General features: G+C 62.9%; 24 protein-coding genes. 16 read left to right on the top strand and 8 right to left on the bottom strand.

Features of this window, described 5'->3' with window-relative positions; translation table 11 throughout:
• Nucleotides 1-55 precede the first annotated feature (55 nt).
• Nucleotides 56-607, top strand: a complete 552-nt coding sequence (locus IE125_RS05125; RefSeq protein WP_189443556.1) for an HdeD family acid-resistance protein — start codon at nucleotides 56-58, stop codon at nucleotides 605-607.
• 46 nt (nucleotides 608-653) lie between these two features.
• Here the strand turns inward: IE125_RS05125 and mltA are convergent, their stop codons facing one another.
• The gene (gene mltA / locus IE125_RS05120) at nucleotides 654-1,778 is read right to left on the bottom strand and encodes a murein transglycosylase A (RefSeq protein WP_189443555.1); all 1,125 of its coding nucleotides are present in this window, start codon (nucleotides 1,776-1,778) and stop codon (nucleotides 654-656) included.
• Between the two features lie 170 nt (nucleotides 1,779-1,948).
• On the opposite strand from mltA, the gene pdxY reads away from it, so the two are divergent.
• The 4 genes from pdxY to IE125_RS05100 are packed head-to-tail and all read left to right on the top strand — an operon-like array spanning nucleotide 1,949 to nucleotide 4,930.
• Nucleotides 1,949-2,821, top strand: coding sequence for a pyridoxal kinase PdxY (pdxY, locus tag IE125_RS05115; protein WP_189443554.1), 873 nt, complete (start codon nucleotides 1,949-1,951; stop codon nucleotides 2,819-2,821).
• 53 nt (nucleotides 2,822-2,874) lie between these two features.
• Entirely contained in the window at nucleotides 2,875-3,705 is an 831-nt protein-coding gene (locus IE125_RS05110) for a DUF72 domain-containing protein (RefSeq protein WP_189443809.1), read from the top strand.
• Between the two features lie 58 nt (nucleotides 3,706-3,763).
• The gene (locus IE125_RS05105) at nucleotides 3,764-4,393 is read left to right on the top strand and encodes a nucleotidyltransferase domain-containing protein (RefSeq protein WP_189443553.1); all 630 of its coding nucleotides are present in this window, start codon (nucleotides 3,764-3,766) and stop codon (nucleotides 4,391-4,393) included.
• 57 nt (nucleotides 4,394-4,450) lie between these two features.
• Nucleotides 4,451-4,930 carry a site-2 protease family protein gene (locus IE125_RS05100; RefSeq protein WP_189443552.1) on the top strand — a complete coding sequence of 160 codons (480 nt, stop codon included), beginning with the start codon at nucleotides 4,451-4,453 and terminating at the stop codon, nucleotides 4,928-4,930.
• A gap of 295 nt (nucleotides 4,931-5,225) precedes the next feature.
• Here the strand turns inward: IE125_RS05100 and IE125_RS05095 are convergent, their stop codons facing one another.
• On the bottom strand, nucleotides 5,226-5,498 hold the full coding sequence (locus IE125_RS05095) for a BrnA antitoxin family protein (RefSeq protein WP_189443551.1): 273 nt from the start codon (nucleotides 5,496-5,498) through the stop codon (nucleotides 5,226-5,228).
• Entirely contained in the window at nucleotides 5,473-5,784 is a 312-nt protein-coding gene (locus tag IE125_RS05090; RefSeq protein ID WP_189443550.1) for a BrnT family toxin, read from the bottom strand. The genes IE125_RS05095 and IE125_RS05090 overlap by 26 nt, the downstream gene beginning before the upstream one ends.
• Nucleotides 5,785-6,061: 277 nt before the next feature.
• Between IE125_RS05090 and IE125_RS05085 the strand changes: the two genes are divergently transcribed.
• Nucleotides 6,062-7,405, top strand: a complete 1,344-nt coding sequence (locus tag IE125_RS05085; protein WP_189443549.1) for a sodium-dependent transporter — start codon at nucleotides 6,062-6,064, stop codon at nucleotides 7,403-7,405.
• A gap of 130 nt (nucleotides 7,406-7,535) precedes the next feature.
• Here IE125_RS05085 and IE125_RS05080 read toward each other — a convergent pair whose 3' ends face one another.
• A complete protein-coding gene (locus tag IE125_RS05080; protein WP_189443548.1) occupies nucleotides 7,536-7,724 on the bottom strand; it encodes a PA3496 family putative envelope integrity protein in 189 nt (62 codons plus the stop codon).
• Nucleotides 7,725-7,902: 178 nt separating this feature from the next.
• Here IE125_RS05080 and hexR point away from each other — a divergent pair, with 178 nt between their 5' ends.
• The 10 genes from hexR to IE125_RS05030 all read left to right on the top strand — a co-directional run bounded on the left by hexR (nucleotide 7,903) and on the right by IE125_RS05030 (nucleotide 21,695).
• On the top strand, nucleotides 7,903-8,760 hold the full coding sequence (gene hexR / locus IE125_RS05075) for a transcriptional regulator HexR (protein ID WP_189443547.1): 858 nt from the start codon (nucleotides 7,903-7,905) through the stop codon (nucleotides 8,758-8,760).
• Between the two features lie 474 nt (nucleotides 8,761-9,234).
• Entirely contained in the window at nucleotides 9,235-9,846 is a 612-nt protein-coding gene (gene imuA / locus IE125_RS05070) for a translesion DNA synthesis-associated protein ImuA (RefSeq protein WP_189443546.1), read from the top strand.
• Nucleotides 9,847-9,850: 4 nt separating this feature from the next.
• Nucleotides 9,851-11,383, top strand: coding sequence for a Y-family DNA polymerase (locus IE125_RS05065; protein WP_189443545.1), 1,533 nt, complete (start codon nucleotides 9,851-9,853; stop codon nucleotides 11,381-11,383).
• On the top strand, nucleotides 11,380-14,640 hold the full coding sequence (locus IE125_RS05060) for an error-prone DNA polymerase (RefSeq protein ID WP_189443544.1): 3,261 nt from the start codon (nucleotides 11,380-11,382) through the stop codon (nucleotides 14,638-14,640). Before IE125_RS05065 ends, IE125_RS05060 begins: the two co-directional genes overlap by 4 nt.
• A gap of 278 nt (nucleotides 14,641-14,918) precedes the next feature.
• Nucleotides 14,919-15,542: a ZapG family protein gene (locus tag IE125_RS05055; RefSeq protein ID WP_189443543.1), complete on the top strand. Its 624-nt coding sequence runs from the start codon at nucleotides 14,919-14,921 to the stop codon at nucleotides 15,540-15,542.
• Nucleotides 15,543-15,652: 110 nt separating this feature from the next.
• Nucleotides 15,653-17,878, top strand: a complete 2,226-nt coding sequence (uvrD, locus tag IE125_RS05050; RefSeq protein ID WP_189443542.1) for a DNA helicase II — start codon at nucleotides 15,653-15,655, stop codon at nucleotides 17,876-17,878.
• Nucleotides 17,879-18,035: 157 nt separating this feature from the next.
• Nucleotides 18,036-18,770: a phosphate signaling complex protein PhoU gene (phoU, locus tag IE125_RS05045; RefSeq protein ID WP_189443541.1), complete on the top strand. Its 735-nt coding sequence runs from the start codon at nucleotides 18,036-18,038 to the stop codon at nucleotides 18,768-18,770.
• Nucleotides 18,771-18,843: 73 nt separating this feature from the next.
• Nucleotides 18,844-19,575, top strand: a complete 732-nt coding sequence (gene cysZ, locus IE125_RS05040) for a sulfate transporter CysZ (RefSeq protein WP_189443540.1) — start codon at nucleotides 18,844-18,846, stop codon at nucleotides 19,573-19,575.
• Nucleotides 19,576-19,858: 283 nt separating this feature from the next.
• On the top strand, nucleotides 19,859-20,470 hold the full coding sequence (locus IE125_RS05035) for a superoxide dismutase (RefSeq protein ID WP_229808931.1): 612 nt from the start codon (nucleotides 19,859-19,861) through the stop codon (nucleotides 20,468-20,470).
• Nucleotides 20,471-20,693: 223 nt separating this feature from the next.
• On the top strand, nucleotides 20,694-21,695 hold the full coding sequence (locus IE125_RS05030) for a siderophore-interacting protein (RefSeq protein WP_189443539.1): 1,002 nt from the start codon (nucleotides 20,694-20,696) through the stop codon (nucleotides 21,693-21,695).
• 19 nt (nucleotides 21,696-21,714) lie between these two features.
• Here the strand turns inward: IE125_RS05030 and IE125_RS05025 are convergent, their stop codons facing one another.
• The 4 genes from IE125_RS05025 to phoB form a co-directional block, all read right to left on the bottom strand.
• Complete coding sequence (locus IE125_RS05025; protein ID WP_189443538.1) at nucleotides 21,715-22,596, bottom strand: M23 family metallopeptidase; 882 nt, start codon at nucleotides 22,594-22,596, stop codon at nucleotides 21,715-21,717.
• A 154-nt stretch (nucleotides 22,597-22,750) separates the two neighbouring features.
• On the bottom strand, nucleotides 22,751-24,418 hold the full coding sequence (locus tag IE125_RS05020; protein WP_229808930.1) for a methyl-accepting chemotaxis protein: 1,668 nt from the start codon (nucleotides 24,416-24,418) through the stop codon (nucleotides 22,751-22,753).
• Between the two features lie 143 nt (nucleotides 24,419-24,561).
• On the bottom strand, nucleotides 24,562-25,899 hold the full coding sequence (gene phoR / locus IE125_RS05015; protein ID WP_189443537.1) for a phosphate regulon sensor histidine kinase PhoR: 1,338 nt from the start codon (nucleotides 25,897-25,899) through the stop codon (nucleotides 24,562-24,564).
• Nucleotides 25,900-25,907: 8 nt separating this feature from the next.
• Nucleotides 25,908-26,518 (bottom strand): phosphate regulon transcriptional regulator PhoB (gene phoB, locus IE125_RS05010; protein WP_189443536.1); only part of this gene is annotated, 611 nt, incomplete at its 5' end.

Below are 26,518 nucleotides of genomic sequence, written 5' to 3'. Positions count from 1 at the left end.
TGTCGCTCCTGTCAGCGTCTATGGTTATTAGCAGGTTCAGGCAAGGAGGAGAGCGATGGCAACCGTTTCCAGAAGTTTGGTCGGGCGAAGCTGGTGGATTCTGATGGCGTTCGGCGTGATCGCTATCGTGTTCGGTCTGATCGCGGTATTCAAGCCGCTGGTCGCGATCGCGGCGCTGACCTGGATCATGGGCATCATGGCGCTGGCGGAAGGGATCACCACGCTGGTCACGGCGGCAACCTACCGCGGCGCGGGCAAGGGCTGGCTGATCTTTTACGGCGCCTTTTCGGTGCTGTTCGGGTTGGTGGCGATCTTCGATCCGCTCTCCATGGCCAGCGCACTGCTGATCCTGGTGGGAATCTGGCTGGTCATCGCCGGCATCTACCGGCTCATGCTCGGGTTGAAGATTCGCCGTAGCGCACCCGGTGAAGGCTGGACGGTGTTAAGCGGTGTGCTGGCGCTGCTGTTGGGGATTCTGCTGGTGGCCAGCCCGCTCAGCGGTCTCGTGGTGACCGCCATCTGGATCGGCGTGGTCGCACTGGTCTACGGCATCATCCAAGTCATCGCCGCACTGCGGGTGAAGAAGGCGTTCTCCGGCGCGCTCTAGCGCGTGCCGGACGGTCCTGGCGGTGCCAGGACCGTCCGACGCCGCTTCATCGGGGCAGCAGTACCCACATTTCGCCGCGCTGCTTCATCCGGCTTGCCGCTTCGCCTGCGGCATCGCCATGTCCCCAGTAGAAATCCGCACGCACGGCGCCCTTCACCGCGCTACCGGTGTCCTGAGCGACCATCAGCCGCTGCAGCGGCTGATTCGAGAGCGGCTGGGTGGTCGATAGGAAAACCGGTGCGCCAAGCGGAATCTCGTCGGGGTCGACGGCGATACTGCGCTCCGAGGTGAGCGGTACCCCCAGTGCGCCGATGGGGCCGCTGGTCTCGTCAAGCGCGTCGGCGCCTGCCAGCTCACGAAAGAAGACGACGCGCGGATTGACGTCGAGCATCGTCTCGACCTGATCCGGGTGCGCCTTGGCCCAGGCCCGCACGCCAGGCAGCGTGGCCTCCGCCGGCGTGATCTCGCCGCGCTCGATCAGGCGTCTGGCAAACGACTGGAACGGCTGATTGTTGGTGCCGGCATAGGCGACCCGCATGGTGGTGCCGTCGGTCAGCTCGACCCGACCGGAACCCTGAATCTGGAGATAGGCGGCCTCCACGGGATCATCGACCCAGACCAGTTCGGTGCCGTCGAGGTCGCCGCTGGCGCGGAGTTCTCGACGAGTCGGTCCGACGTGCGTGTGTTTTTTCCAGTATCTCGGGTATCGATAGAGCGGGGTTTGATACGGGCCACCGCGAACGCGCGAGCCGCGCAGGATTGGCTCGTAGTAGCCGGTAATCAGGCCGGTAGCGCTGCCGTCGCTGTTGGTGATGCGATAGGGCGTGAAGCGAGTCTCGAAGAAGTGTTGAATCGCTACGGCGTTGAGCGGATCGACCGATCGGGCGTCATGACAGACGCTTTTCCACGCGGACTTTCGCTTGAGCCGGGTGCAGCTCTCCTGAAAAGCACTCCAGGCCGCCATGGGCTGATCCTGACTCCAGCCGGGAAGATTGTGCCAATCGGTGACGCGGTCGCGCTGCGTGACCCGGTTCTCTGCGTTGCCGCCGGGTATTGTGGTTACCGGCGCGCTACTGCAGCCGGCCACGATCAACGCCAGCAGCAGTGAGACCAATAGCGCCGGGGCGCGGTGAAAGCGGTAATGCGCGGGAATCCGCCCGGCATGGAGCATGAGGTTTCAGTCCTTGAAGCAGCACAATCGGCGTGTCGAAAAATCAGCAGCGAGCATAACGTCACCGCCCACCGGCGTCGAGCAAGCGGCCTCGAGCGTCGTCGTCTGCGGTGCCACGGGTGCGAATGGACGTTTACACTAGGCGTTTTGCATCCGCATCGGAATTCTTCATGACTCACGTCATCTCCATTCAGAGCCACGTCGCTTACGGCTATGTCGGCAATCGCGCTGCCGTCTTCCCGCTGCAGCGTCTGGGGCTTGAAGTCACCGCCATCAATACCGTCCAGTTCTCCAATCACACCGGCTACGGTGCCTTCACCGGCGAGGTCTTCTCGCCCGATCATCTCAAGGACGTGCTCGACGGTGTCGAATCGCTGGTCGGACTCGATGGCGTCGATGCGCTGCTGTCGGGCTACATGGGCGACGAAGGCATCGGCCGCGCCGTGCTGGAGAGCGTCGACCGGGTCAAGCAGGCCAACCCGGCGGCGCTCTACTGCTGCGATCCGGTGATGGGCGACGTCGGCCGCGGCTTTTTCGTGCGCGAGGGCATCCCCCAGTGGATGCGAGACCACGCCATCGGGCGCGCGGATATCGTTACCCCCAATCAGTTCGAACTCGGCTTTCTCGTCGGGCGGGACATCCGGACGCTGGAGGACGCACTCGCCGCCACTGCCGATCTACGCGCCAAGGGGCCGAAGGTCGTGCTGGTCACTTCACTGGAGATCGCGGGCGATGACGGCGAACAGATCGGCATGCTGGTCGACGCGCCTGCCGGCAGCTGGCGAATCGCCACCCCCAAGGTCGCCTTCGAAGTGCCGCCCAACGGCGCCGGTGACTTCACCGCTGCGCTGTTCCTGGCACACACGCTAAGAGCGGGCGTCAAAGATGAGGGCCCAGCTCGCGCGCTCGAACAGACGGCGGCGGCCGTGCAGATGCTTTTCGAACATACACATCGCGCCGGATCCCGCGAACTCGCCATGATCGCGGCGCAGCACGATATCGTTTCGCCGACGGTGACCCTGCATGCGGAGCGTTTACGCTGACGGCTGACGAGACATCGTTGAATGCCCGGGCCGAGCCGCCGCTCTACCTGGGCATGGCGATGTGGGCCAATGCTGACTGGAGAGGCAGTCTGCTGCCCGCGCACGGCGATGTCGACCTTGCCGATTACGCTCGCGTTTTCAACGCCGTGGAGGGCAACACCACCTTCTACAGCGGCATTCCGAAAACCGAGACGGTGGCTGCCTGGGCCGAGCAGGCACCATCGACGTTCCGCTTCTGTTTCAAGCTGCCCAGCCAGTTGACTCACGGCAAGCGCTTGCGCGATGTCGACGACGAATTCGAACGTTTTATCGAACGGCTTTCGCCGCTGGAAGATCGACTGGGGCCGATCATGGTTCAGCTACCGCGAGATTTTGGCCATGCCGAACTGCCGGCGCTCGAACGACTGCTTGCCCGGTGGCCAAAGGGCATTCCGTGTGGTGTCGAGGTCAGGCAGCATGATTTTTTCCACAAGGGGATGGCTGAGCAGGCATTCAACCGCTTGTTGATAAGTCAAGAGGCCAATCGCATTTTGCTGGACGTTCGTGCGCTCTTTGCAACGCCTGCAGGGCTTGACAAGGAGCTCGAGTCAGCGCAAAGCGAAAAGCCGAAAGTCCCATTACACGTGCTCTCCACGGCGGTCAACCCCGTTATTCGCTTTATTGGACACTTCGACGAAGGCATCAATCTGGCCCGATTCGAACCGTGGATTGAACGGCTCAGCCTGTGGATAAAACAGGGGAAAACCCCTTTTCTCTTTGTGCACACACCGGATAACCGACAGGCCCCGGAACTCGCACGATTGTTCTACACCCGCCTTGCCGAGCGCATCGAGCTGCCCCCGCTGGCGGAATTTGCCGGCGAGCGTCAGGTTTCGCTGTTTTGAACGCCAAAACCGGATGCCAAAAACGAATGCCAAAAAACAATGACGGGATGGATGACTCTTGGATAACAGATCACGGCTCGGCGCGATCGCCGCGAATTTTCAATCGCGGTTCGCGGCTCACACGATTCTGCTCTACGGCTCTGCCGCCAATGGCACTGCCACGCCGGAGAGCGATCTCGATATCGCCGCTTTTGGCCCCGTCGAGCGTGCGGTTCGGGAAGCCTATGTGCACGAGGGAATCTTCGTCGATGGCTTCGTCTATTCGGAGTCCGTGCTCCGGGATCCGGAAGACGAGCACCTACGTTTTCGTGGTGCCATCATCCTGCTTCAGCACCGGGGCACGGCAGACGCTTTCATGGGATTACTGGAGCGAAAATGGGTTGCCGGGCCCGCCGCGTTGCCCGCCGATGAGCAGCAGGCCCGCCGTGTCTGGATCGAGAAGATGCTGAGGCGCACTCGCCGCGGTGACGCCGAGGGTAACTATCGGCGGGCCTGGTTGCTCACCTCGCTGCTCGAGGACTATTTCCTGTTACGCAATCTGTGGTTCGAAGGGCCCAAGAAGGCGCTGCTGTGGCTGGAGCGACATGATCCCGTATCAGCAGAAGCCATTAGCGCAGCTCTGGTGCCGGGCGCTGATTTTGCGGCCATCGAGCGGGCGGCTCAGCGCGTACTGAACCACCAGACGTAAAATGGTTTGAAACTGTGTATTTGTGATTTAAATCGACAACAATAACGAGGTTTTTCCATGCTTTTGATGGCAACAAGTTTTATTGGGTTTTTTATCTTGATGCCTTTGGCGACATTTTTACATGAGTTGGGGCATGCGGCTTTGCCATTGCTGATGGATAAGCCAGTGAAAATTGTTATGGGAAACGCGAATTTTGTATGGCGGTTTTCTCTGCGAAATCTCGAAGTGAAAAGTTCTATATTTCCTTTCTATAAAGGACACTGTTACTGGGAAAACGTTGACAGCATCTGGCTTCAGGTAATGATCTTGAGTGCAGGTCCTTTGACATCATTGGCCAGTGCTGTAGCGCTTTACTGGCTCATGAATCATGGGCCCAGCAGTGAAATTTTCGATTATGGCATCCGATTCTGCTTTTGGTTTTGTTTAATTCAATTCTTCATGACGGCGATTCCTTGGCAGTATCCATCTTTTTTTCCCGGCTACACGGCTCAATCCAGTGATGGATATCAAATTTTTCGGCTATTACATGGGGCCTGACAACTGTTTAATGATTAAGTTATTAACACGATATACTGTACATTCGGCTCGCGATCTTTTTACTCTGCTCGGACGCAGATTCTGAGTGCAACACCTGGTCACTTCGGAAAGGTGTTGCCTGATCTTGGCCAGAATTGATGGATGCCGACTCAAGTGATCACTCGGGCCTCGAAGGCCTCCGGGCTACACTGTGTCGACGTTGCCGATTTTTGCGGTCATCGAGCGGGCGGCCAAAAGGGTGTTGGCCGCATCTCATGCGCCCTCTCGGATACATTCATATCCGGATACAGAACGATCATGACGATCGATGGGTCTTCACGTCATCGGCCAACCAAGCCTTGATCAACGATTGATAGGGCATATCTCGCTTGTGGGCTTCGATCTTGATTCGGTCCAGCAGCGACTCGGGTAATCTAAGGGAGATCGTCTTGGTCGAGGGCTTCAGGTTTGGCATCTCGGCGCGTTGGGCCTGGGTCCAATCGACGTGTTCGGTGGAGTCGTGACTTTCCCAGTACGCGCGTTCATCCGCTTCGCTCTTGAACTCAGGCGTCGTTCTGGTCTTGTTCATAAACCCTCCTCTCCTTGCGGTGCATGTCGCGGGCGGAAATCACGCGGATCAGGGTGCCCGAACGGCGCAGCGTGAACGTGATGTGCAGCCGACGCCGATCATCAGTCACGCCGAGGGCATGATAGCGAGGTTCGTCAGCGCTATGACGGGCGTCCTCGGTCAGCAGCAGTGGCTGATTGAAAAACAGCTGTTCGGCTTCGGATTGGCGAACGTCGTGCTTGTCTGCGCTCTTGCGAGCGTTACCCTCGTCCCAATCAAAGCCGGTAATCTGCGCCAGATCGATCATGCTTTGTATATTCTCAAAATATACATCTATTGCAACCCATCCAATGATTACTGGAGTCAGCGTCAGGCGAGCTCGTCTGCAGGCATCTGTGCATCCCCGTGGGATGGATATTGCTGCTGAAAACCGAATTTAGTGGCTACCCTTTCTAAAAAATCTTCAAACTGTCGTCGATTTGCGCCAATCGCGAGCTTTAGGCACGATATGCCACCTTCTGACGCGGGTCAGGGAATCTGGCAGTGCACTTTGGCTGCCTGGCTCGACACAATGGATGACAGCAATGGCTAAAAACCACACCCATGCGCAGTGGTCTTCGCGCACGGCGTTCGTTCTCGCGGCGACCGGTTCGGCGGTCGGTCTCGGCAATATCTGGAAATTTCCCTACATGGTGGGCGACAGCGGCGGCGCGGTCTTCGTGCTCGTCTATCTGGTCTGTATTGCCTTGATCGGGCTGCCGATTCTGGTTTCCGAGTGGCTGCTCGGCCGGCGCGGGCAATCCAACCCGGTCAACACCATGCAGACGCTGAGTCGCGAATCGAAGAAGTCGCCGGACTGGGTGCTGGTGGGTATCGCCGGGATTCTCGGCTCATTTCTGATCCTCTCGTTCTACAGCGTCGTCGGCGGCTGGTCCCTCAACTATGCCTGGAGCACGCTGACCGGCGATCTGGGTCAGTCCAGCGGTGTGGCGGTGGGCGATTACTTCGACACGCTGCTGAAGCAGCCGGGTACGCTACTTTTCTGGCATACGCTGTTCATGCTGTTGACGTTCGGCATCGTCGCCGGGGGCGTCAAGGGTGGGCTGGAGCGCGCGGCGAAGTGGTTGATGCCGCTATTGATCGTGGCGTTGATCGGGCTGATCGGCTTCGGCGCAACCACCTCCGGTTTCAAGGAGGCTGCGACCTTCATGTTCTCGCCGGACTGGAGCAAGCTGAACGGTGGCGTCGTGCTGGCCGCGCTGGGCCACGCCTTCTTCACCCTGTCGCTGGGGATGGGCATCATGATGGCTTACGGCTCCTATCTGGGACAGGACGTCAACCTGATCAAGACGGCGCGGACCGTGGTCATTCTGGATACCGTCATTGCGCTGGGTGCCGGCATGGCGATCTTTCCGGTGGTGTTTGCCAACAATCTCGATCCGAGCGCCGGGCCGGGTTTACTGTTCGTCACCCTGCCGCTGGCCTTCATCGATATGCCGGGCGGTTTCGCGTTCGGAGCGATCTTCTTTGCCCTGCTGACCGTGGCCGCGCTGACCTCGGCGATCTCGCTGCTGGAGCCGGTGACGGAGTTTCTCGAGGAGCGTACGCCGCTCTCTCGTCTGGCCTCCGCCTTCGTGGCAGCGCTGGCAACCTGGACGCTCGGGATCGCCGCGCTGCTGGCGTTCAATCTATGGTCCGGCTTTGCGCCGTTTGGCCTCGATATCTTCAATCTGCTCGATGCGTTGACCAGCAAGCTGATGCTGCCACTGACCGGGCTCGCCGCGATCGTTTTCACCGCCTGGTTCCTGGATGGCGAGAGTGTGAAACAGGAGCTGGGTCTCGGGCCGAAAGGGCGTGTGCTTTGGCACTATGTGTCGCGTTACGTGGCGCCTATCGGTGTGATCGTGGTGTTCTTCAACAGCCTGTAGGACAAGCGATTCGAAGGCGAGAGAGGCCTGACCTCGCTGCCTGAGTGGACTGCGAGGTGGATGAATCGACGGCCGCTTGATTAACGAGGCGGCCGTCGTTGTCTTGACGGTATGGCGCTGAGCGAAGGCGTCAGTCGGGTAGTTCGGCGATATCCTCTGCCAGACGGCGTTTCTCCTCGCGACGCTCGATCCCGCGGCGAGCCTTGAGGTAGCGGACGGCGGCCTTGCGCTTGCGCTGCTCATGCTCGTCGACTTCGATATGCATGAAAATGTCGAGAATTTCGCTCTTCAGGGTGTGAAGATTTTCGATGTCTTTCATTGACCGAATCTCCTGGCATCCTCGGAACCGTCGGGTTTGACGCCGACATGCATACTATACCCGAGATGACAAGAGTGTGACGTGTCACTTTTTTCATGCTGTCAACGCTCGCCTTCAACGTGTGACCCGGTAGCGACTCGGGCATACTGAGCGCCATGCTGACCAGAGAGAATTTGCCATGAGCCGTTCGTTGTTCGATGAATTGCGCGTGCACATGGATACGTTGCGCCGCTCGGAGCAGAAGGTGGCGCGCTTCGTGCTGCGCCATCCTGAGGAAGTGATTCTGATGCGAATCACCGATCTCGCCAGCGAAGCCCAGGTCAGCGAGCCGACGGTGGTGCGTTTCTGCCGCGCCATGGGCATGGCCGGTTTTCAGGAGTTCAAGCTCAAGCTGGCGCAGATGATGGCGAAGGGCAGCCAGTACGCCCAGTTCACCATGACCGACGGCGACAGCGTCTCCGAGTTCTCCCACGGTATCTTCGACAGCACCATCGAGACGCTCGAAGACGTTCGTGATCGACTCGACAACGAGGCGCTGGGCAAGGCGATCGCTGCGCTGGTGGTCGCCAACCGCGTCGAATTCTACGGCTACGGGGCCTCGGGTATCGTCGCCGCCGATGCGCAGCACAAGTTCTTCCGCCTGCAGATCCAGACCTCGGCTTACTCCGACCCGCACATGCAGGCAATGTCCGCCGCGACGTTGAAGGAGGGCGACGTGGTCGTGGCGATTTCGCAGACTGGCCGCACGCGCGCGCTGGTGTCGAGCGCCAAGACGGCGGTCAAGGCGGGGGCCACCGTGATCGGGCTTTGCCCCAGTGGCTCACCGCTGGCCGACGCGGTGAGCCTGACGCTACCGGTCGACGTTCAGGAAGATACCGAGATCTACATTCCCATGACGTCGCGAATCGCGCATCTGCTGACCATCGACGTCCTCGCGGTGGGCGTGGCCAAGAACCGTGGCCCCCAGATCAGCGACCAGCTCAAGGCAATCAAGAAGAGCCTGGGAGCGCTTCGCGTCTCGAATAGTGCATCGTGACGGGCGATAGCCGCTCGCGCGCGTCAGTGTTTACGATCGTGGATGGAAGTGACTGAAACGCAGAGATCGCGGTAACTCAGTCCATGTTGACCACGAACGATAGCGCGATTGACTTGGTTTCGACTTTCTATCGTATCAATCCCGCCATAGTGCTGAAGCGCCTTGAAGACGAGTGCTCTGCGGGGGTCTTCTTCGTCCATATCCCAGAACCGCTCTGACGCCAAGTCGTAGATGCGTACCAAAATCAGCTTTCCTTAGACTTATATTAAGACATCTTAAAGGGCGAGATTTGCTTTTGGCAAAGGCCTGCTCCGGCGATTGCTGACCGGAAATATACTGTATATATAGACAGTATTTTCTGTTTGCGCGACACTGACCTTTCCGATTCATGCTTCCGGTCATCACCATGTCGCGTCGCTTTCACCTTTTGCAACGAGTCGATTCGCCTCTGTGCGCCTGCCGGAATACTTGGCGATGAATGAACTCGAATCGCTCATCGACAGCCGCCAGGTTTGGCGTGTGCAGTCGGACGTCGACGAGCCTCGCGATCGTGTCGAGGCTACGGGGCACGCGGCACTGGATAGTGTGCTTCCCGGTGGCGGCTGGCCGCGCAGTGCGGTCAGTGAGCTGCTGTCGAACGGTACTGGCAGTGGTGAATTGGCGCTGCTGTGGCCGCTGTTGGCGCGTCTGACCGCCGCCGCCGAGCCGGTCGTGCTGATCTCGCCGCCGGCGATGCCGTATCCGGCGGCGTGGCGCGGCGCGGGGCTGACGCTTTCCCAGTGTCACTGGCTGGATGTGACAGGGCGCGAAGCGCTCTGGGCTACCGAGCAGTGTCTGCGTGCCGGCTGCTGCGCCGCCGTGGTGGCCTGGCTGCCGCAGGCCGACGCTCGCGCCATGCGTCGGCTGCAGGTGGCGGCGGCCAGTGGCGAGACGCTGGCATTCGTCAGCCGCCCTGTCGGCCGTCTGGAAGAGGCCTCGCCGGTATCGCTGCGCCTGCGTCTGCATCGTCACGGCGAAGCGGAAATCCTCAAGTGCCGTGGCGGTTGGGCGCCCGTGAAGCGCATCGCCTTCGGCGGTGGCGGGTGACGCCATGCGCTGGATCTGTCTTCTGTTTCCACGCCTGGCGCTCGAGGGTGCGCTGCGCCGTCGCGCCGACCCCGAAGCCCCTTTCGCGCTGACCGACGGCCCACCGCAGCGTCAGATCATTCGCGCGGCGAATGCCGCCGCTCGAACGCGCGGGGTTCGGCCCGGGCAGGCGCTGGGATTCGCCGAGGCGCTTTTTATGGCGCCGCTTTCCAAGGCGCCCGAAGCCGCGCCAGGTCGCTTTAGGGTGCCCGTAGCCGCGCCTGGCCGTTTCAAGGCGCCCGAAGCCGCGCCAGAGAAGGGCGCCGGGTTCGAGTCGAGCCAGCGCCTCGAGACGGCGGCCTACGAGTCGGCGCTGGTGGAGCGCTGGCGCCATCGACTGGCGGCCTGGGCGTATGGCTACAGTGCGCAAGTGAGTCTTCACTATCCGCACGCGCTGGTGTTCGAGGTGGCCAGCGGCTTCTCACTCTTCGGCCCCTGGCCGAATCTGGAGGCGCGATTGCGCCGCGAACTGGACGAGCTCGGTTTTTCGCATCGTCTGGTCATCGCCCCCAACCCGGCAGCCGCGCGGGTGCTGGTCAACGCGCATGACGGGATGGCGGTGGACGATGCCGGGCTGGAGTCGGCGCTCGGCGCGCTCAGGCTCGAACGGGCCGGTCTCGCGCGCGAGGAGGTCGAGACGCTCAAGCGCAGTGGATTTCGCTATCTCGGGGAGCTTTTTGCCCTGCCGCGCAGCGCGCTGGCGCGGCGTTTCGGTGCCAGCGTGATGCGTCATCTGGGTGAGCTTCGCGGTGAGTGGCCGCTGGCGCTGGATCTCTACCGACCGAGTACGCGCTTCTCGCGACGGTTCGAGTTCGACCGGCCCGTTCATGCCGTGGCCAGTCTCGCTTTTCCGCTCAAGCGCTTGTTGCAGGAGCTGGGACTCTTCTTGATCGGGCAGGATGCCGGTGTCGAGCGCTTTCGTCTGACCTTGGAGCTGGAGGACCGATCGCCCCAGTACGTCGACATCGGACTGCTTCGCGTGCAGCGCGATCCTGACACGCTGCTGACGCTGACCCGAGCGCATCTGGAACGCGTTCGACTCGAGGGGCCGGTCATGGCGCTCGAGCTCGGCGCCGAACAGGTGAGCGATTACACCCCTCTGCGCCGGGAACTGCTGGATGGCCCGGCACGCCAGGCACAGGCCTGGACCGAGCTGCATCAGCGGCTGGTCGCGCGACTGGGGGCGTCGGCACTGAAACCTTTGATCGAGCACCGTGAGCATCGTCCGGAGGCGGCCGTTCTCGCCGCTGCCGGCCCGCGCGCGGGGGAAACGCTCGAACGGCGGCGACGGCCTGGCTGGCTGGTCGCCGAACCGCAGCGCTGCGAAGCGGAAATCACGCGCCTGCTGGCGGGACCGGAGCGTATCGAAAGCGGCTGGTGGGATGGCGATGACGTGCGCCGGGACTACTACCTTGCCGAATGGCACGACGGCCGCCATGCCTGGGTCTGGCGCCAACCCGGGCAGCCCGGACTCTATCTTCACGGTTGGTTCGGATGAGCGATCTTTTCTCTCGCGTGGGTGGCACTCGCGCAGGTGGCGAAAAGGCCACAAACGATGCTCTCGGCGCATCTACGGACGCCTATGAAGGGTTTGGCGCGGCTTCGGGCGCCTATAAAGAATACGCCGAGCTTCACTGCCTCTCCGCGTTCAGTTTTCAGCGCGGCGCTTCCACGGCGGATGAACTGTTCGCCCGAGCGGCCCGGCTGGGTTACCGGGCGCTGGCGATCACCGACGAGGCGACGCTCGCCGGCATCGTGCGTGCCTGGCAGGCCGCGCGCGAGCATGGCGTCGCGCTGATCGTCGGTGCCGAGTTCACCACCGACAGCGGCATCAAACTGGTGCTGCTGGTGGAAAACCGCGCCGGTTACGCCGCGCTATGCGGGCTGATCACTCGCGTGCGCGGTCGTGCTCCCAAGGGTGAATATCGGCTTCACGAGCACGACCTGGCCGAACTCGAGGGCGCTGAGGGGCTGTTTGCGCTGTGGATTCCCACGGTCGACGACGATGCTGCCGTGGGGGCGCGTCTGGCAGGTTATTTTCCCGGTCGTCTGTGGCTCGCGGTGGAACTCCACTATGGCTTCGAGGCGGGACTCGACGATACGACCCGGCTCGAGAAGCTGACTCGGCTGGCCGCTGAGCTTGCGATACCCGCGCTGGCAGCAAGTGACGTTCACATGCACGCCCGCGGTCGTCGTGCGCTGCAGGACTGCCTGACCGCGATTCATCATCACGTCAGCGTGTTCGAGGCCGGCTGCGCGCTGTTTGCCAACGGTGAACGTCACCTGCGAACGCGCGATGCGCTGGCGGCGATCTATCCGCGCGAGCTGATGGCAGAGACGGTGGCGCTGGCGGCACGTTGTCGTTTCGATCTCGGCGAGCTCGAGTACACCTATCCCCATGAGGTGGTGCCGCCCGGTCTGACGCCGGCTGCGCACTTGCGCGCACTGACGCTTGAAGGCTGTCATTGGCGTTGGCCCGAAGGCGTGCCGACAAAGGCCGCCGGGCAGATCGAACACGAACTGACGCTGATCGAGTCGCTGGGCTACGAGCACTATTTCCTGACCGTGCAAGACATCGTCGACTTCGCTCGGCGTCAGGGCATTCTGTGTCAGGGGCGCGGCTCGGCGGCTAATTCGGCGGTCTGTTTCGCGCTCGGCATCACCTCGATCGACCCGTCGAAAAGCGAGCTGCTGTTCGAGCGCTTCATCTCCAAGGAGCGCGACGAGCCGCCGGATATCGACGTCGATTTCGAGCACGAGCGCCGCGAGGAGGTGATCCAGTACGTCTTTCGCCGCTACGGACGCCATCGCGCCGCGCTGACGGCGGTGGTTAGCCACTATCATGCCGCCGGTGCCATTCGCGATATCGGGCGTGCCCTCGGCTTTGCTCCGGAGCGGATCGATCAACTGGCGCGCTGTGCCGGTCGCTGGACCGATGAGATCCCCGATGCGACGCGCCTTCGCGAGCAGGGCTTCGAGCCGGACGAGCCGCAGCTCAAGCGGCTGCTGGTGCTGGCGGGCACGCTGATCGGCTTTCCGCGCCATCTTTCCCAGCACCCCGGCGGCTTCGTCATCTCCGATCAGCCGCTCGACACCCTGGTGCCGGTGGAAAATGCCGCCATGGCCGAGCGCACCGTGATCCAGTGGGACAAGGACGATCTCGATCTGGTCGGGCTTCTGAAGGTCGATGTTCTCGCGCTGGGCATGCTGAGCGTGCTCAGACGCAGCTTCCAGCTGCTCGAACGCCACCGTGGTCAGGACTGGGGGCTTGCCGAAATTCCGTCCGAAGACGCCGACACCTACGCGATGATCCAGCGCGCCGACACCATCGGCGTGTTCCAGATCGAATCGCGCGCGCAGATGGCGATGCTGCCGCGGCTCAAGCCGGCCACGTTCTATGATCTGGTGATCGAGGTCGCGATCGTGCGTCCGGGGCCGATCCAGGGCGACATGGTTCACCCCTATCTCAAGCGCCGAAACGGCGAGGAGGCGATCACGTATCCGTCCGAGGAGGTCAAGGCGGTGTTCGAGCGCACCCTCGGCGTGCCGCTGTTTCAGGAGCAGGTCATGGCGCTGGCGATCGCCGCGGCGGGCTACACTCCCGGTGAAGCGGATCAGCTGCGCCGCGCGATGGCGGCATGGAAGCGTCACGGCGGGCTCGAACACCATCGCCAGCGGATCACCGAGGGGATGCGCGAACGCGGCTACACGCGTGAGTTCGCTGAGCGGATCTTCGAGCAGATCAAGGGCTTCGGCAGCTACGGTTTCCCGGAATCCCACGCCGCGAGCTTTGCACTGCTGACCTATGCCAGTTGCTGGTTCAAATGCCACGAACAGGCGATTTTCGCCTGCGCGCTGATCAATAGCTGGCCGATGGGCTTCTACACGCCGGATCAGGTACTGCAGGATGCCCGGCGCCACGGCGTCGAAGTGCGTGCCGTCGATATTCTCGAAAGCCGTTGGGAGAGCACGCTGGAAGACGCGCCAGAGAGCACCGGCGGCCTGGCGATTCGACTCGGACTGCACATGATCAAGGGACTGGCTCGGTCCGATGCGCAACGGGTACTGGCGGCGCGAGACATGCCCGGCAGCGTCAGCGTCGAACGACTGGCTGCGCGCGCCGGCGTCAAACGTTTGGTGCTCTCGAAACTCGCCGATGCGGGTGCGCTGGAGCGGCTTTCGGGCGATCGCCATCACGCGCGCTGGGCGGTCGCCGGCGTGGAGGCTTCCCTACCCCTGTTTGCCGAGCTCGACGCCGCCGAGCGCGAGGATGACGAAGAGGATGCCGAGGCGGCAGCGGTCACGCTCAACCCGGTCGAGATCGGCGATGCCATTCGCGCCGACTACGCCAGTGTCGGCACGACGCTGGGCCCGCATCCGATGGCGCTGCTGCGGGCCGCCCAGGGCGCCGATGATCGACATGGTCTCGGCAGTGTCGTCGACTCGCAGCGGCTCGCCACGCTGCCGAGCGACCTGGGAGTCGCCGTGGCCGGGCTGGTGATCGGGCGCCAGCGACCGGGTTCGGCCAAGGGGGTCGTCTTCGTCACGCTCGAGGACGAGTTCGGCATGGTCAACGTGGTGGTGTGGAAGGATCTGGCCGTTCGCTATCGCCGCGTGCTGCTCGAATCCCGGCTGCTGCGCGTCGTCGGCAAGCTGGAAAGCCACGCCGGCGTGCGCCATGTCATCGCCAAGCGTCTGATCGACCAGACTGCGCTGCTCGATGGGCTCAGCCCACGCAGCCGCGATTTTCATTGAGTCTGTGAGCGAAGAGCTGCGAGCTTGGAGCGACGAGCTTCGAGCTGTGAGCTTCGAGCTGCGATTCATGGGCGGCTAGAGACGCGCTGCGGGCTGGCCGAGCGGGGCTGAACTATGATTAGGTGGGGAACGCGCGAAGGAACTCGGTGACCGGATGGCCGGTCTATTCGAGCGTGCATCTCAAGCCCGGCGGGCCGCTAACCCGCTTCGGCAGCGCACCGACACATAAAACATTCATCGATATTTCGAGAGGCGGCGGAGTTATGGAGAGTCTTGGCGTGGGTCCCTGGATTGCGATCGTGGTGGCAGTGGGGGCTGTCTGCCTGCTGATCGGTTACTGGCTGGGCACCAAGCTCGGTGGCCACAACACCGAGCCGATGCGCGAGCTCCATCGCGAGCACAAGGCCTACAAGGATGAGGTGCGCGATCACTTCCAGCAGGTCTCCGCGACCATGACGCGCATGGTCGACGACTATCGTGAGATGTATCAGCACGTCGCCAAGGGCGCCGAGAAGCTCGCCGACATGCATCACGAGACCGTTATCGAGCCGCCGCCCAAGCCCGAAGCGATTACGCAGGATCTCTCGACTGCCGACGAGGGCGCCGAGAAAGCCGAGAAGAGAACACCGGCCGCCGCGGCTGCCAAGGGCGAAGCCGAAACCGACACCTCGGCTGCTGGCTCGAGCGATGCCACCGAGCGCGACGCGAAGACCGCTCAGCCCAAGGCGACTGCCCAAGATACGAACGCCACGGACACGAGCGCCAAGGCGACGACCTCCAAGGGCGCGGCTCTCGACGAGAAGCAGCAGGCGGCGGGTTCTCAGACGCCCTCCGATCTGGAGCGCCCGCAGGATGCGGCCATCCGCGCCGCCGCCGAAGATGCCGCGGCGCCCAAGCGCTGAGACGCCCCTCGGGCCTCGTCTCGCCGGCGCCAGCCGGGTGAAACCGATGGTTTCGGCGGGCTGTGTTAAGCTGGCGCGTCACTTTTTCAGCAGGCCAGCGCACGGTTCCCATGGATGAAGTCTCGGCATTAATCGATTCTCTCAACGCCAATCAGCGCGAGGCGGTGGCCGCGCCGCCCGGCAACATGCTGGTGCTGGCCGGTGCGGGCTCGGGCAAGACCCGAGTCCTGGTGCATCGCATCGCCTGGCTGCTGCAGGCCGAAGGCGTCTCCCCTTACGCCATCCTCGCGGTGACCTTCACCAACAAGGCCGCGCGCGAGATGCGCACACGTCTCGAAGCGCTGCAGGGCGTTTCGATGCGCAGCCTGTGGGTCGGTACCTTTCACTCCATCGCTCACCGTTTGCTGCGCACCCACTGGCACGACGCCCGTCTGCCGCAGCACTTTCAGATCATCGACAGCGACGATCAGCTGCGTCTGGTCAAGCGGCTGCTGCGCGATCACAACGTCGACGATGAGCGCTGGCCGCCCAAGCAGGTGCAGTACTTCATCGGCGGCTGCAAGGAGGAGGGGCTGCGCCCGCAGCAGGTGCCGACTCACGGCGACGCCTACATGGCGAAGATGGTCGAGCTCTACGAGCTCTATCAGCTGACCTGCGAGCGCGGTGGGTTGGTCGACTTCGGCGAGCTGCTGTTACGAAGTCTCGAGCTTCTGCGCGACAACCCGGCGCTGCTCAAGCACTACCGCGATCGTTTCGGGCATATTCTCGTCGACGAGTTCCAGGATACCAACACGCTACAGTACGCCTGGCTCAAGCTACTCGCCGGTAGCGAGAGCGATGACAATCATGCCGCGATGACCGTGGTCGGCGACGACGACCAGTCGATCTACGGCTGGCGCGGCGCCAAGGTCGAGAATATCCGTCGCTTCGAGAGCGAATTCGCCAATACCCAGACCGTGCGTCTGGAGCAGAACTATCGCTCCACCAGTGTCATCCTCGATGCCGCCAACGCGCTGATCAGCCAGAACAGCGGTCGCATGGGCAAGGAGCTGTGGACCGAGGGCGACACCGGCGACAAGATTTCGGTCTACGCCGGGTTCAACGACCTCGACGAGGCGCGCTTCATCGTCGATACCGTCAACGAGCAGGCGCGCAACGGCTTCTCTCGACGCGAGATGGCGATCCTCTACCGTTCCAATGCTCAGTCCCGCGTGATCGAGGAGGCGCTGATCAGAAGCGGCGTGCCCTACCGTATCTACGGCGGGCAGCGGTTCTACGAACGTCTCGAGATCAAGAACGCGCTGGCCTACCTGCGCCTGCTGCTCAATCGCGAAGACGACGCCTCCCTGGAGCGTGTGATCAATGTGCCGGCTCGCGGCATCGGCACGCGCACGGTCGAGATTCTTCGCGCCCGCGCCCGCGACACCAATGTGTCGCTGTGGCAGGCGCTGCACGACAGCCTGAGCGACGCCACGCTCAAGGGGCGCGCCGGCAACGCGGTCAACGCCTTCGCCGAGCTGATCGAGCGGCTCGACAACGACACTGCCGGCATGGCGCTGCACGAAATCATCGATCATACGATTCAGATATCGGGACTGATCGAGCATCATCGCAGCGAAAAGGGCGAGAAAGGCCAGGCTCGGGTCGAGAACCTCGAGGAGCTGGTCAACGCCGCGCGGGCGTTTTCGCAGAGCGAGGGCAACCCGGTCGATCTGCAGGAGGCCGGCGAGGGTGCCGCGGCGCTGGAGCCGTTTCTGGCCGAGGCGGCACTCAACGCCGGCGACCATGAAGCCGACGAGTTCGAAGACTGCGTGCAGATGATGACGCTGCACTCGGCCAAGGGGCTGGAGTTTCCGGTGGTGTTCGTCGCCGGTATCGAGGAGGGGCTGTTCCCGCACAAGATGTCGCTGGAGGAGCCGGGGCGGCTCGAGGAAGAGCGCCGACTTTGTTATGTCGGCATGACGCGAGCCATGCGCAAGCTCTATTTGACCTATGCCGAGATTCGTCGTCTGCATGGCCGCGAGACGCTGGCGCGACCGTCGCGATTCCTGCGCGAGGTTCCGGAAGAGCTGCTCGAGGAAGTCCGTCTGCGCGGTCAGGTTTCGCGGCCGGTGACGTCGCGACCGTCGACCGGCCTATCTCGGCAGTCGAGCGTCGAAGGCGGAGACGATCTGCCGTCGCTTTCGCTCGGCCAGCGCGTCAGTCACCCGCTGTTCGGTGAAGGGGTGATTCTCGATGCCGAAGGTGAGGGCGCCCGCGCGCGCGTTCACGTCAGCTTCGAAGGCGAGGGCGACAAGTGGCTGGTGCTGGGGTTCGCGAAGCTGACGCCGCTCTGACCCCCGCCTTCGCCTCCGGCCAGGCACTCTCGCGAAATAGACGTTTTCGCAAGATGGGGCGACGTCATCGAAATGACACAATGTTGTGTCATGATCGTGCGATGAGTCGCATTGGATAAGATCGGACTCAGTCACCGCCACGCCGCCGGAGTCAGTCATGGATATCACCAGCGATACCCACAGTCAGCATATTTCCCAGCAGTACAATCAGGATCTGGAAACGCTCAAGACACAGCTGATGGCGATGGGCGGACTGGTCGAGAAGCAGCTTCAGGAAGCGCTCTCGGCGCTGCTCGAAGGTGACGGCAAGCTGGCCGCTCGCGTGCGCGACAACGACGCCAGCGTCAACGAGATGCAGCTCAGGATCGACGAGGAGTGCGTGCGCATTCTGGCGCGGCGCCAGCCGGCGGCGTCCGATCTGCGCTTGGTCATCGCCGTGATTCGCGCGACCAACGACCTCGAGCGCATGGGCGACGAGGCCAACAAGATCGCTCGCACCGCGATCGATCTGATCGATGCCGGGCGCATTCCCCAGGGCAGCGTCGAGATTCGCCACATCAGCGAGCACGTGCGCAACATGCTGCGCGACGCCCTGACCGGCTTCGCACGCTTCGATACCGATCTGGCGCTCAAGGTGGTTCAGGAAGACGCCTCGGTGGATGCCGAGTACACCACCGCCATGCGCTCGCTGGCGACGGTGATGATGGAAGACTCGCGCTCCATCGGCGGCGTTCTGAGCGTGATGACGGTGCTGCGCGCACTCGAGCGTATCGGCGATCATGCCGACAATCTCGCCGAACACGTCATCTATCTGGTCAAGGGACGCGATATCCGCCATACCCCGATCGACGATCTGGATCACGAAGCCCTGCGCCAGAGCGGCAAGCGCTGACTCGGCGCTTTCCCCACCGCCGCCAGCCGGACTGTGTTAGCCTCGCACGCACTGTCTGGCTAGCGGATTTCGCATGATCTACTCCCTTCAAGCGATCGCCAACGGCACGCGGCTGGTGTTCGAACCCGGGCTGCGTCGCTTCGTCATCGGTCCCGTCATCGTCAATTTCCTGCTCTATGGCGGTGCGATAGTCTATCTGATCGACAACTTCGGTGGCTGGCTCGACTACGGCATGGCGCAGGTGCCGAGCTGGCTCGAGTGGCTCGAGTGGCTGATCTGGCCGCTGCTGGTCGTGGCGCTGATCCTGATCGTCTTCTTCACCTTCACGCTGGTGTCCAACCTCATCGCCGCGCCCTTCTACGGCTTTCTCGCCGAGAAGGTCGAGACGCGGCTGACCGGACGTCCGCCGAGCGACGAGCGGGGCTGGGTCAAGGCCGGTGTCGACGCGCTGGGACGGGAACTGGTCAAGCTGGGCTATCTCTTGCCGCGCATGGCCGTACTGTTTCTGCTCGGCTTCGTGCCCGGTCTCAATTTGATCACGCCGTTTCTTTGGGCGCTCTTCTCCGCCTGGATGATGGCCGTGCAGTACCTGGATTATCCGATGGACAACAACCAGGTCGGCTTCACCGAGATGCGGCGTCGCCTGCGCGCCCGCTGGTGGCCAACGCTGACCTACGGTGCCGGCATGTCGCTGGCGACCTGGGTCCCGGTGCTCAACCTGATTCTGCTTCCCGGTGGCGTTGCCGGCGGTGTCATGCTGTGGGAGCGCTACTATCGTTCGCTCACGCTGCCGACGAGGCATTGAGCGAGATCGAGCTCAACAGGGGTTGAAAGCGTCCGCCAGGCACGCCATCTAATGGATAGCGTTCGGATTAGTGAGCCGCGACCGGCGTGGGTTCCAACCCGATCGACTTTGGCAAAATCCGGCGAATATCAAGGTGATACGCGAGAACGCCAGTGCTTCAGAGCCGTTCGGCCCGCTTGACACTCCATTGCGTTGCTCACTAATTTGATTCACCACAGTGTTAGATTCACTCGCGAGGCGCCCAACCTCGGGCAATGCCTCCTTCACGAAAGGGAGTTTGATCATGGCTCACGAACTACCGTCACTGCCGTACGCCTACGACGCGCTGGAACCCAAGATCGATGCGATGACGATGGAGATCCACCACACGCGTCACCATCAGACCTACGTCAACAATCTCAACGCCGCGCTGGAAGGCACCGGCATGGAAGACGTGCCGGTCGACAAGCTGATGGCCGACATCGACAAGGTACCGCAGGACAAGCGCCAGGCCGTCATCAACAACGGCGGCGGTCATGCCAACCACTCCCTGTTCTGGACCGTCATGTCCAAGGACGGCGGCGGTGAGCCGACCGGCAAGGTTGGCGAAGCGATCGCCTCCGAGCTGGGCGGTTATGACAGCTTCAAGGATGCCTTCAAGACCGCAGCGACCGGCCGTTTCGGCAGCGGCTGGGCATGGCTTGTCGTCACGCCGGAGAAGAAACTCAAGGTCATCAACACGCTGAACCAGGACAGCCCGCTGATGGAAGGCAACACGCCGATCCTCGGTCTGGACGTCTGGGAGCACGCCTACTATCTGAAGTATCAGAACAAGCGTCCTGACTACATCGCGGCCTTCTATGACGTCATCAACTGGGATGAAGTCAACCGCCGCTACGCCGAAGCCACCGCCTGATAGGTGCGATGCTTCGAGATGCCCCGTCCGGCGCTGCCGGGCGGGGCATCTTGCATTCTGGCCTCGCATCCGACACGCTAAGCGCTGGCCGATAACGCTCAGTTGGATCGCGCCCTCAGCACCTTTCGATCTTCTCGTATCCCATCTTGCAACACGGTTTTTCTCGATGACTGCTCAGCGCTGCGATGCCACTTTGACGCTTACCGATGTAAACGATTTTCAATTGCGCCTGAAAAGCTTTCTGGATGAATACGATGTCGCCTATACGAGCGGCGAGCAGGAGATGACGGTCGAGCTACCGGGCGGGACGGCGAAATTCAGGAGCATTCGCGTCGGGCTTCACATGGAGGCGCGGGGTGAGAATCGCGACGACCTGGAGACGCTGCGTGGCATCATCGAGTATTACGTGTCGCTGTTTGCCGGTGACAACGCACTGCCGCTGCACTGGCATGGCGATGTCGTTGCCGCGCCGACATTTGCGAATTTCCGCGAGATGCGGGTCACGGCGGTCGAGGATCTGTCGCCCAGCATGCGGCGTCTGACACTCGCCGGAGAGGATCTGTCTCGCTTCGACCAGCCCGACGAATGGCATGTGCGCCTGCACCTGCCGCCGCAAGGCATCACGCAGCCGCAGTGGCCGCGCCCGACCGCGGAAGGGGGGACCTACTGGCCGCCCGAAGACCAGCGCGCCGAGGTTCGCTATTACACGATTCGTCGCCTGGACGTGGCGCGTGGCGAGGTCGAGATCGATTTTCTGCTGCACGAGGCACCCGGGCCGGGTGGCGATTTCGCGCGCCGCGCCCGGCCTGGCGATCTGTGCGGCATGGCCGGCCCCTATGGACGCGGCGTGGCGCCCGCGTCGCGCTATCTGCTGGCGGGCGACGAAACGGCGCTGCCGGCCATTTCTCGATTGCTCGAAACGCTGCCGGCGACGGCTACCGTCGAAGCCTGGCTCGAGGTGGAGTCTCCGGTCGACGAGCTGGCGCTTTCGGTGCCGGCTCACTGCCGAATCAATTGGCGTCATCGCTGTCGCGGTCATGCCCCGAGCGAGCAGCTCGCGTCAGCCGTGATCGAAGCGATGCCCGCAGCGCGGGAGGACCTGTTCGTCTGGTTTGCCGGCGAGGCGGAGGTGAGCCAGCGCCTGCGCAAGCGGCTCAAGAAGGAGTTCTCCCTCGACAAGGGCCAGCATCTCGTCACCGGCTACTGGAAGCGCGAGAGCGCCTGAGCGACCGGTCACTGCCGGTTCAGCGAGTTCGCTCGAGCACCAGCAGCGGGTCGATCCGCGTGTCGAACCAGTTCATGCCCCAGTGCAGGTGCGGCCCGGTGGCGCGCCCGGTCGACCCGACGGTGCCGATCGTCTGCCCCTGTTCGACGCTATCGCCCACGGCCACGTCGATGTGCGACAGATGCAGAAAATTCGAACTGATTCCGTAACCGTGATCGAGCAGCACCGTACCGCCGGTGAGGTAGAGATCATCGGCAAAGGTGATCACGCCGCTGGCCGGCGCCTTGACCGGCGTGCCTTCGGCCGCGGCGATGTCCATGCCCGAGTGTGCCGACCCCGGCGTGCCATTATAGATTCTCTGATTGCCAAAACGCCCGCTGATGCGCCCCTCGACGGGCCAGATGAAGGCCTGAGTGAAGCCGATCCGGTCGTCGTTTCGCGTGCGCTCGGCGCTGACCGCAGCCTGCTCGCGGGCGATACGCGCGGCGATCTCCGCCGGTGGCGAAACGGTTTTCGGCGGCACACCGTCGATGCGCTCGATCGGCCATTCGCGCGGCGTGATGGTCACCGAAACCCTGAGCTTCTCGCCGGCTGGCGTAATCACGTCGACGCGCTGTGCACCGCTCGCATCACGGCCGACGCCGAACACGACCGTGCCATAGTCGGTCACGCGCAGCTCGCGCCCGGCAACCGTGACCCGGCTGCCGGGTGGCACGCGGCCGATGACCATCGATCCCTGCTGGGCCTTCGCGGGGAACGTGACGGGAATCGATTCGGCGGCGGCGGAAGTCGCGACGACGAGCACCGCAGCGAGGATCAGAAACAGGGTCAGAACGCGAGTTGGGTAGCGGGCCAGAAAAGCCACGGCGGCGAGCGGTCGGCGCTCGGGGAATAACGACATCGCAGACACCATGTCGGGTCACTTCGCAGCGATTGGAGTGGCCACATTAACTCGATAGTAGGCGTAAGCAAACGGGACGGCCGAAGCCGTCCCGTGGTCGCAGTGTGCGTTCGATGCGTACCGCTCGCACGGCTACCCTTTGGATGGGAGCCGCCTAGAAAGACTCCCAGTCGTCGTTATCGTTGGTCGTCGCCGCGCGGGTAGCGGCGGGTCGGGTCGGCGCGCTCGCGGTCAGCTGCGGCGTCGGCTTGTGCGTCGGCTGGCTGTAACGCGACATCATGTCGTCGTACTCCACGCCAGCGACCTTGAAACCGGCCAGCGCGCGCTCCAGCGTTGCGACCTGCTCGTTGAGCGTGGCGGCGGCTGTGGTCGCTTCCTGCACCAGCGAGGCGTTCTGCTGGGTTACCTGATCCATCTGCACGATCGCTTCGTTGACCTGATCGATACCGTTGGACTGCTCGCTCGAGGCGACCGAGATCTCCTCGATCAGATCGGTCATGCGAGCCACCGAGTCGACCACGCGACGAATGGTCTCGCCAGCGTGAGAGACGATCTCGGAGCCGGCGCCGATCTTGCGGTTGGAGGCGTCGATCAGCTCGCGAATCTCGCGGGAGGCATCGGCGCTGCGACTGGCCAACGTACGCACCTCGTTGGCGACGACGGCGAAGCCGCGGCCCTGCTCGCCGGCGCGTGCCGCTTCCACGGATGCATTCAGCGCCAGAATGTTGGTCTGGAAGGCGATCGAGTCGATCACGCCGACGATCTCAGTGACCTGACGCGAGCTGTCGGTGATGCCCTGCATGGTGGTGACGACCTGATCCATCATGTCGCCGCCCTCTTTTGCCGTGGTGCGCGCCTCGCCGGCCAGGCCGCTGGCCTGGCGGGCGTTGTCGGCATTCTGGCGCACGGTCTGGGTCAGCTCTTCCATGCTCGAGGCGGTTTCGCCGATGGAGGCCGCCTGCTGGTCGGTACGCGACGCGAGATCCTGGTTGCCGTTGTGAATCTGGCCGACGCCGACCGTGATGGTCGTCGAGGCCTGGCGGATATTGGTCATCGACTCGGCAAGGTGCGCACGCATGCCTTCGATGGCGCTGAGCAGGCTGCGATCGTCCCCGGCCTTGACGGCCAGCGGCGTGGTCAGGTCGCCCTCGGCGATCTGTCTGACCCGGTCGCGGGCCTCGCGAGGGTCGCCGCCGAGATCGGCGATCACGTTGCGGATCACCCAGGCCATGACGGCGGTCACTGCCAGCCCGATCGCCAGCACGATCAGCCCCATCTTCAGCACACTGGCCCAGAACGCCTGCTGAATGTCGGTGACGTAGACGTTGGAGGCGAGATACCAGTCCCATTCGGGCACGTAACGCACGTAGTTGATACGCGACACGTTGTTGCCGTCGTCGTCGGTGGAGTCGTACTTCAACGTACCGTCGTTCGGGTCGTCCGCGAGCGCCTTGAGATTGCGATAGAAGTAGTCGCCGTTGTCGTCGCGGAAATTGCTCATGTCGGTGCCGATCTCGCGCTTCGGATGGTAGGTGAGATGCAGATCACCATCGAAGGCGTAGACGTAGCTACCGTCGAGATCGAGCGCAGAGAGGTTGCGGCGTACGCGATTCTTGGCCTCCTCGACCGAGAATTCGCCATCCTCGGCGCGCTTGACGTAGCGTTCGACCAGCGTCTGGGCGCTGCCGACGAAGCTCTTCAGGCCGTTGACGCGCTGTTCCATCAGGGTGTCGCGCTTCTCCAGCGCCATCCAGCCCACCACCAGTATCATGCCGAGCCACATCAGCCCGACGGTAAACCAGAGTTTCTGCCGCATCGTCATGAGTAAGGCGTCCTTTGTCCCGGGACAGGTCGATGATCTAGAGGTTTAGATCGTTGAATTTAGATTTTATCTATCGGCCAGGGGCGCCAAGGAATTGAGGGTAGGGAGGAAAAACATCGATGCGACGCGAGTGGCGGGCGTCGTCAGAGGTCGTCGGTGCCGGACAGCGGCGACACCTGCAGGCGAGATAAGGGAAACGCGCAGCGAAAGCGGGCGCCCTTGCCAGGGCGGCTGACGATATCCAGCTTGGCACCGTGGCGCAGCATCACGTGCTTGACGATGGCCAGGCCCAGCCCGGTACCACCGGTGGCGGCGCTGCGCCCCTTGTCGATACGGTAGAAGCGTTCGGTGAGGCGTGGAATGTGCACCGGGTCGAAACCTTCGCCGTCATCTTCGACCTCGATGGCGGCGCCGTCGTGCCAGGACTTCCAGCGCAGCACGATGGTGCTGCCCGCCGGCGTGTAGCGTACGGCGTTGAACGCCAGGTTGGAGATGGCGCTGCGGATCTCCTTGGTGTTGGCCAGCAAGCGTCGCGGCTCGTCGACTTCCAGCAGCAGGGTCTGGCGTCCGCCGCTGAGCCCGCGAGCGTCCTCGACGATGCTCTCGAGCAGCGCCGGCACATCGACCGGGTCGCTGTCCGCATCCGGCGTGTCGATCTCCAGACGCGAGAGCAGCAGCAGATCTTCGACCAGATTCTGCATGCGCGTGGTCTGCGCCTGCATCTGATTGAAGCCGCGCTGCCAGCGCTCGGGCAGCATATCGGCGTTGTCCGAGTAGGTTTCGAGATAGCCGGCCAGCACGGTCAGCGGCGTGCGCAGCTCGTGGGACACATTGGCAACGAAATCGCGCCGCATCATCTCGAGCTGATGCAGACGGGTGATGTCACGGGCCATGACCAGACGCTCGTTGTCGCCGTAAAGCGTGAGCTGGAACTGCAGCATGCGGTTATCGTGGATCGGCGACGGCAGCAGCAGCGGTTCGCGATAGTCGCCGGCCTCGAAATAGTCGATGAAACGTGGATCGCGTAGATAGTTGGTGAGCGGCTGACCGCGATCGTGATCGGCCTTGAGACCGAGCATCTCGCTGGCCGCGCTGTTCCACCAGTCGAGATCGCCCTGTGGATCGAGCATGACGACGCTGTCACGCATCGCCTCGCAGGAGTCCTGAATTCGGCGCAGGATGTCGCGTAGCCGCTGCTGAAGCTGGCTCTGGGCCTTCTGATAGCTGTAGAGGCGATCGAACAGATCGCCCCACACGCCGGTACCTGGCGGCGGCGCCTCGCGTGGATGGCGCAGCAGCCAGATGTAGAGCAGGCGCACGTGGCGCAGGTGCAGAAAGACGTAGAGCCCGAGGCCGGCAGCGACGCCCCAGCCCAGCCCGGCGAAGAGGCTGCCGAAGAACTCGCCCAGCAGCAGGCCCATGGCGCCGAGCCCGAAGAGCAGGTAGCCAAGGCGCCACAGTTCATTGATCCAGTAGCGCACGCCGCGAATTACTCCCTGATCGAGAAGCGATACCCGGTGCCGCGCACGGTCTGGATCAGATGCTGGTGCCCGTCACCCAGGGATTTGCGCAGTCGGCGAATGTGGACATCGACGGTGCGCTCCTCCACGTACACATTGCCGCCCCAGACCTGATCGAGCAACTGGCTACGGGTGTAGGCGCGCTCCTGATGGGTCATGAAGAACTGCAGCAGACGGTATTCGGTGGGGCCGATCTCCAGCGCACCGCCGTGGGAGGTCACGCGATGGCTGGAGGGATCGAGGCGCAGCCCCTCGACCTCCACGGCCTCTTCGATGCCGGGCGGCGTGGCGCGCCGCAGCACTGCCTTGAGCCTCGCCACCAGTTCGCGCGGCGAGAACGGCTTGGTGATGTAGTCGTCGGCGCCGGCTTCCAGTCCCTGGACCTTGTTATCCTCCTCACCCTTGGCGGTGAGCAGAATGATCGGCATCTCGGCGGTCGCCTCCTCGCGCTTGAGTCGGCGTGCCAGTTCGATGCCGCTGGTACCGGGCATCATCCAGTCGAGGAGGATCAGGTCGGGCTTGCGATCCAGGGCGATGGCGTGGGCGGTCTGGGCGTTATCCGCTTCCAGCACGTGGTAAT

The sequence above is a fragment of the Salinicola rhizosphaerae genome (assembly GCF_014652715.1).
Lineage (GTDB): Bacteria > Pseudomonadota > Gammaproteobacteria > Pseudomonadales > Halomonadaceae > Salinicola > Salinicola rhizosphaerae.
Note: the sequence above shows the minus strand (reverse complement) of the source record. Positions and strands in the feature narration are given on the sequence as shown.

What these genes read in the sequence shown, in the direction of transcription:
- IE125_RS05125 (WP_189443556.1), top strand. Translation starts at nt 56, where the DNA reads ATGGCAACCGTTTCCAGAAGTTTGGTCGGGCGAAGCTGGTGGATTCTG.
- mltA (WP_189443555.1), bottom strand. Translation starts at nt 1,778, where the DNA reads ATGCTCCATGCCGGGCGGATTCCCGCGCATTACCGCTTTCACCGCGCC.
- pdxY (WP_189443554.1), top strand. Translation starts at nt 1,949, where the DNA reads ATGACTCACGTCATCTCCATTCAGAGCCACGTCGCTTACGGCTATGTC.
- IE125_RS05110 (WP_189443809.1), top strand. Translation starts at nt 2,875, where the DNA reads ATGGCGATGTGGGCCAATGCTGACTGGAGAGGCAGTCTGCTGCCCGCG.
- IE125_RS05100 (WP_189443552.1), top strand. Translation starts at nt 4,451, where the DNA reads ATGCTTTTGATGGCAACAAGTTTTATTGGGTTTTTTATCTTGATGCCT.
- IE125_RS05095 (WP_189443551.1), bottom strand. Translation starts at nt 5,498, where the DNA reads ATGAACAAGACCAGAACGACGCCTGAGTTCAAGAGCGAAGCGGATGAA.
- IE125_RS05090 (WP_189443550.1), bottom strand. Translation starts at nt 5,784, where the DNA reads ATGATCGATCTGGCGCAGATTACCGGCTTTGATTGGGACGAGGGTAAC.
- IE125_RS05085 (WP_189443549.1), top strand. Translation starts at nt 6,062, where the DNA reads ATGGCTAAAAACCACACCCATGCGCAGTGGTCTTCGCGCACGGCGTTC.
- IE125_RS05080 (WP_189443548.1), bottom strand. Translation starts at nt 7,724, where the DNA reads ATGAAAGACATCGAAAATCTTCACACCCTGAAGAGCGAAATTCTCGAC.
- hexR (WP_189443547.1), top strand. Translation starts at nt 7,903, where the DNA reads ATGAGCCGTTCGTTGTTCGATGAATTGCGCGTGCACATGGATACGTTG.
- imuA (WP_189443546.1), top strand. Translation starts at nt 9,235, where the DNA reads ATGAATGAACTCGAATCGCTCATCGACAGCCGCCAGGTTTGGCGTGTG.
- IE125_RS05065 (WP_189443545.1), top strand. Translation starts at nt 9,851, where the DNA reads ATGCGCTGGATCTGTCTTCTGTTTCCACGCCTGGCGCTCGAGGGTGCG.
- IE125_RS05060 (WP_189443544.1), top strand. Translation starts at nt 11,380, where the DNA reads ATGAGCGATCTTTTCTCTCGCGTGGGTGGCACTCGCGCAGGTGGCGAA.
- uvrD (WP_189443542.1), top strand. Translation starts at nt 15,653, where the DNA reads ATGGATGAAGTCTCGGCATTAATCGATTCTCTCAACGCCAATCAGCGC.
- phoU (WP_189443541.1), top strand. Translation starts at nt 18,036, where the DNA reads ATGGATATCACCAGCGATACCCACAGTCAGCATATTTCCCAGCAGTAC.
- cysZ (WP_189443540.1), top strand. Translation starts at nt 18,844, where the DNA reads ATGATCTACTCCCTTCAAGCGATCGCCAACGGCACGCGGCTGGTGTTC.
- IE125_RS05035 (WP_229808931.1), top strand. Translation starts at nt 19,859, where the DNA reads ATGGCTCACGAACTACCGTCACTGCCGTACGCCTACGACGCGCTGGAA.
- IE125_RS05025 (WP_189443538.1), bottom strand. Translation starts at nt 22,596, where the DNA reads ATGTCGTTATTCCCCGAGCGCCGACCGCTCGCCGCCGTGGCTTTTCTG.
- IE125_RS05020 (WP_229808930.1), bottom strand. Translation starts at nt 24,418, where the DNA reads ATGACGATGCGGCAGAAACTCTGGTTTACCGTCGGGCTGATGTGGCTC.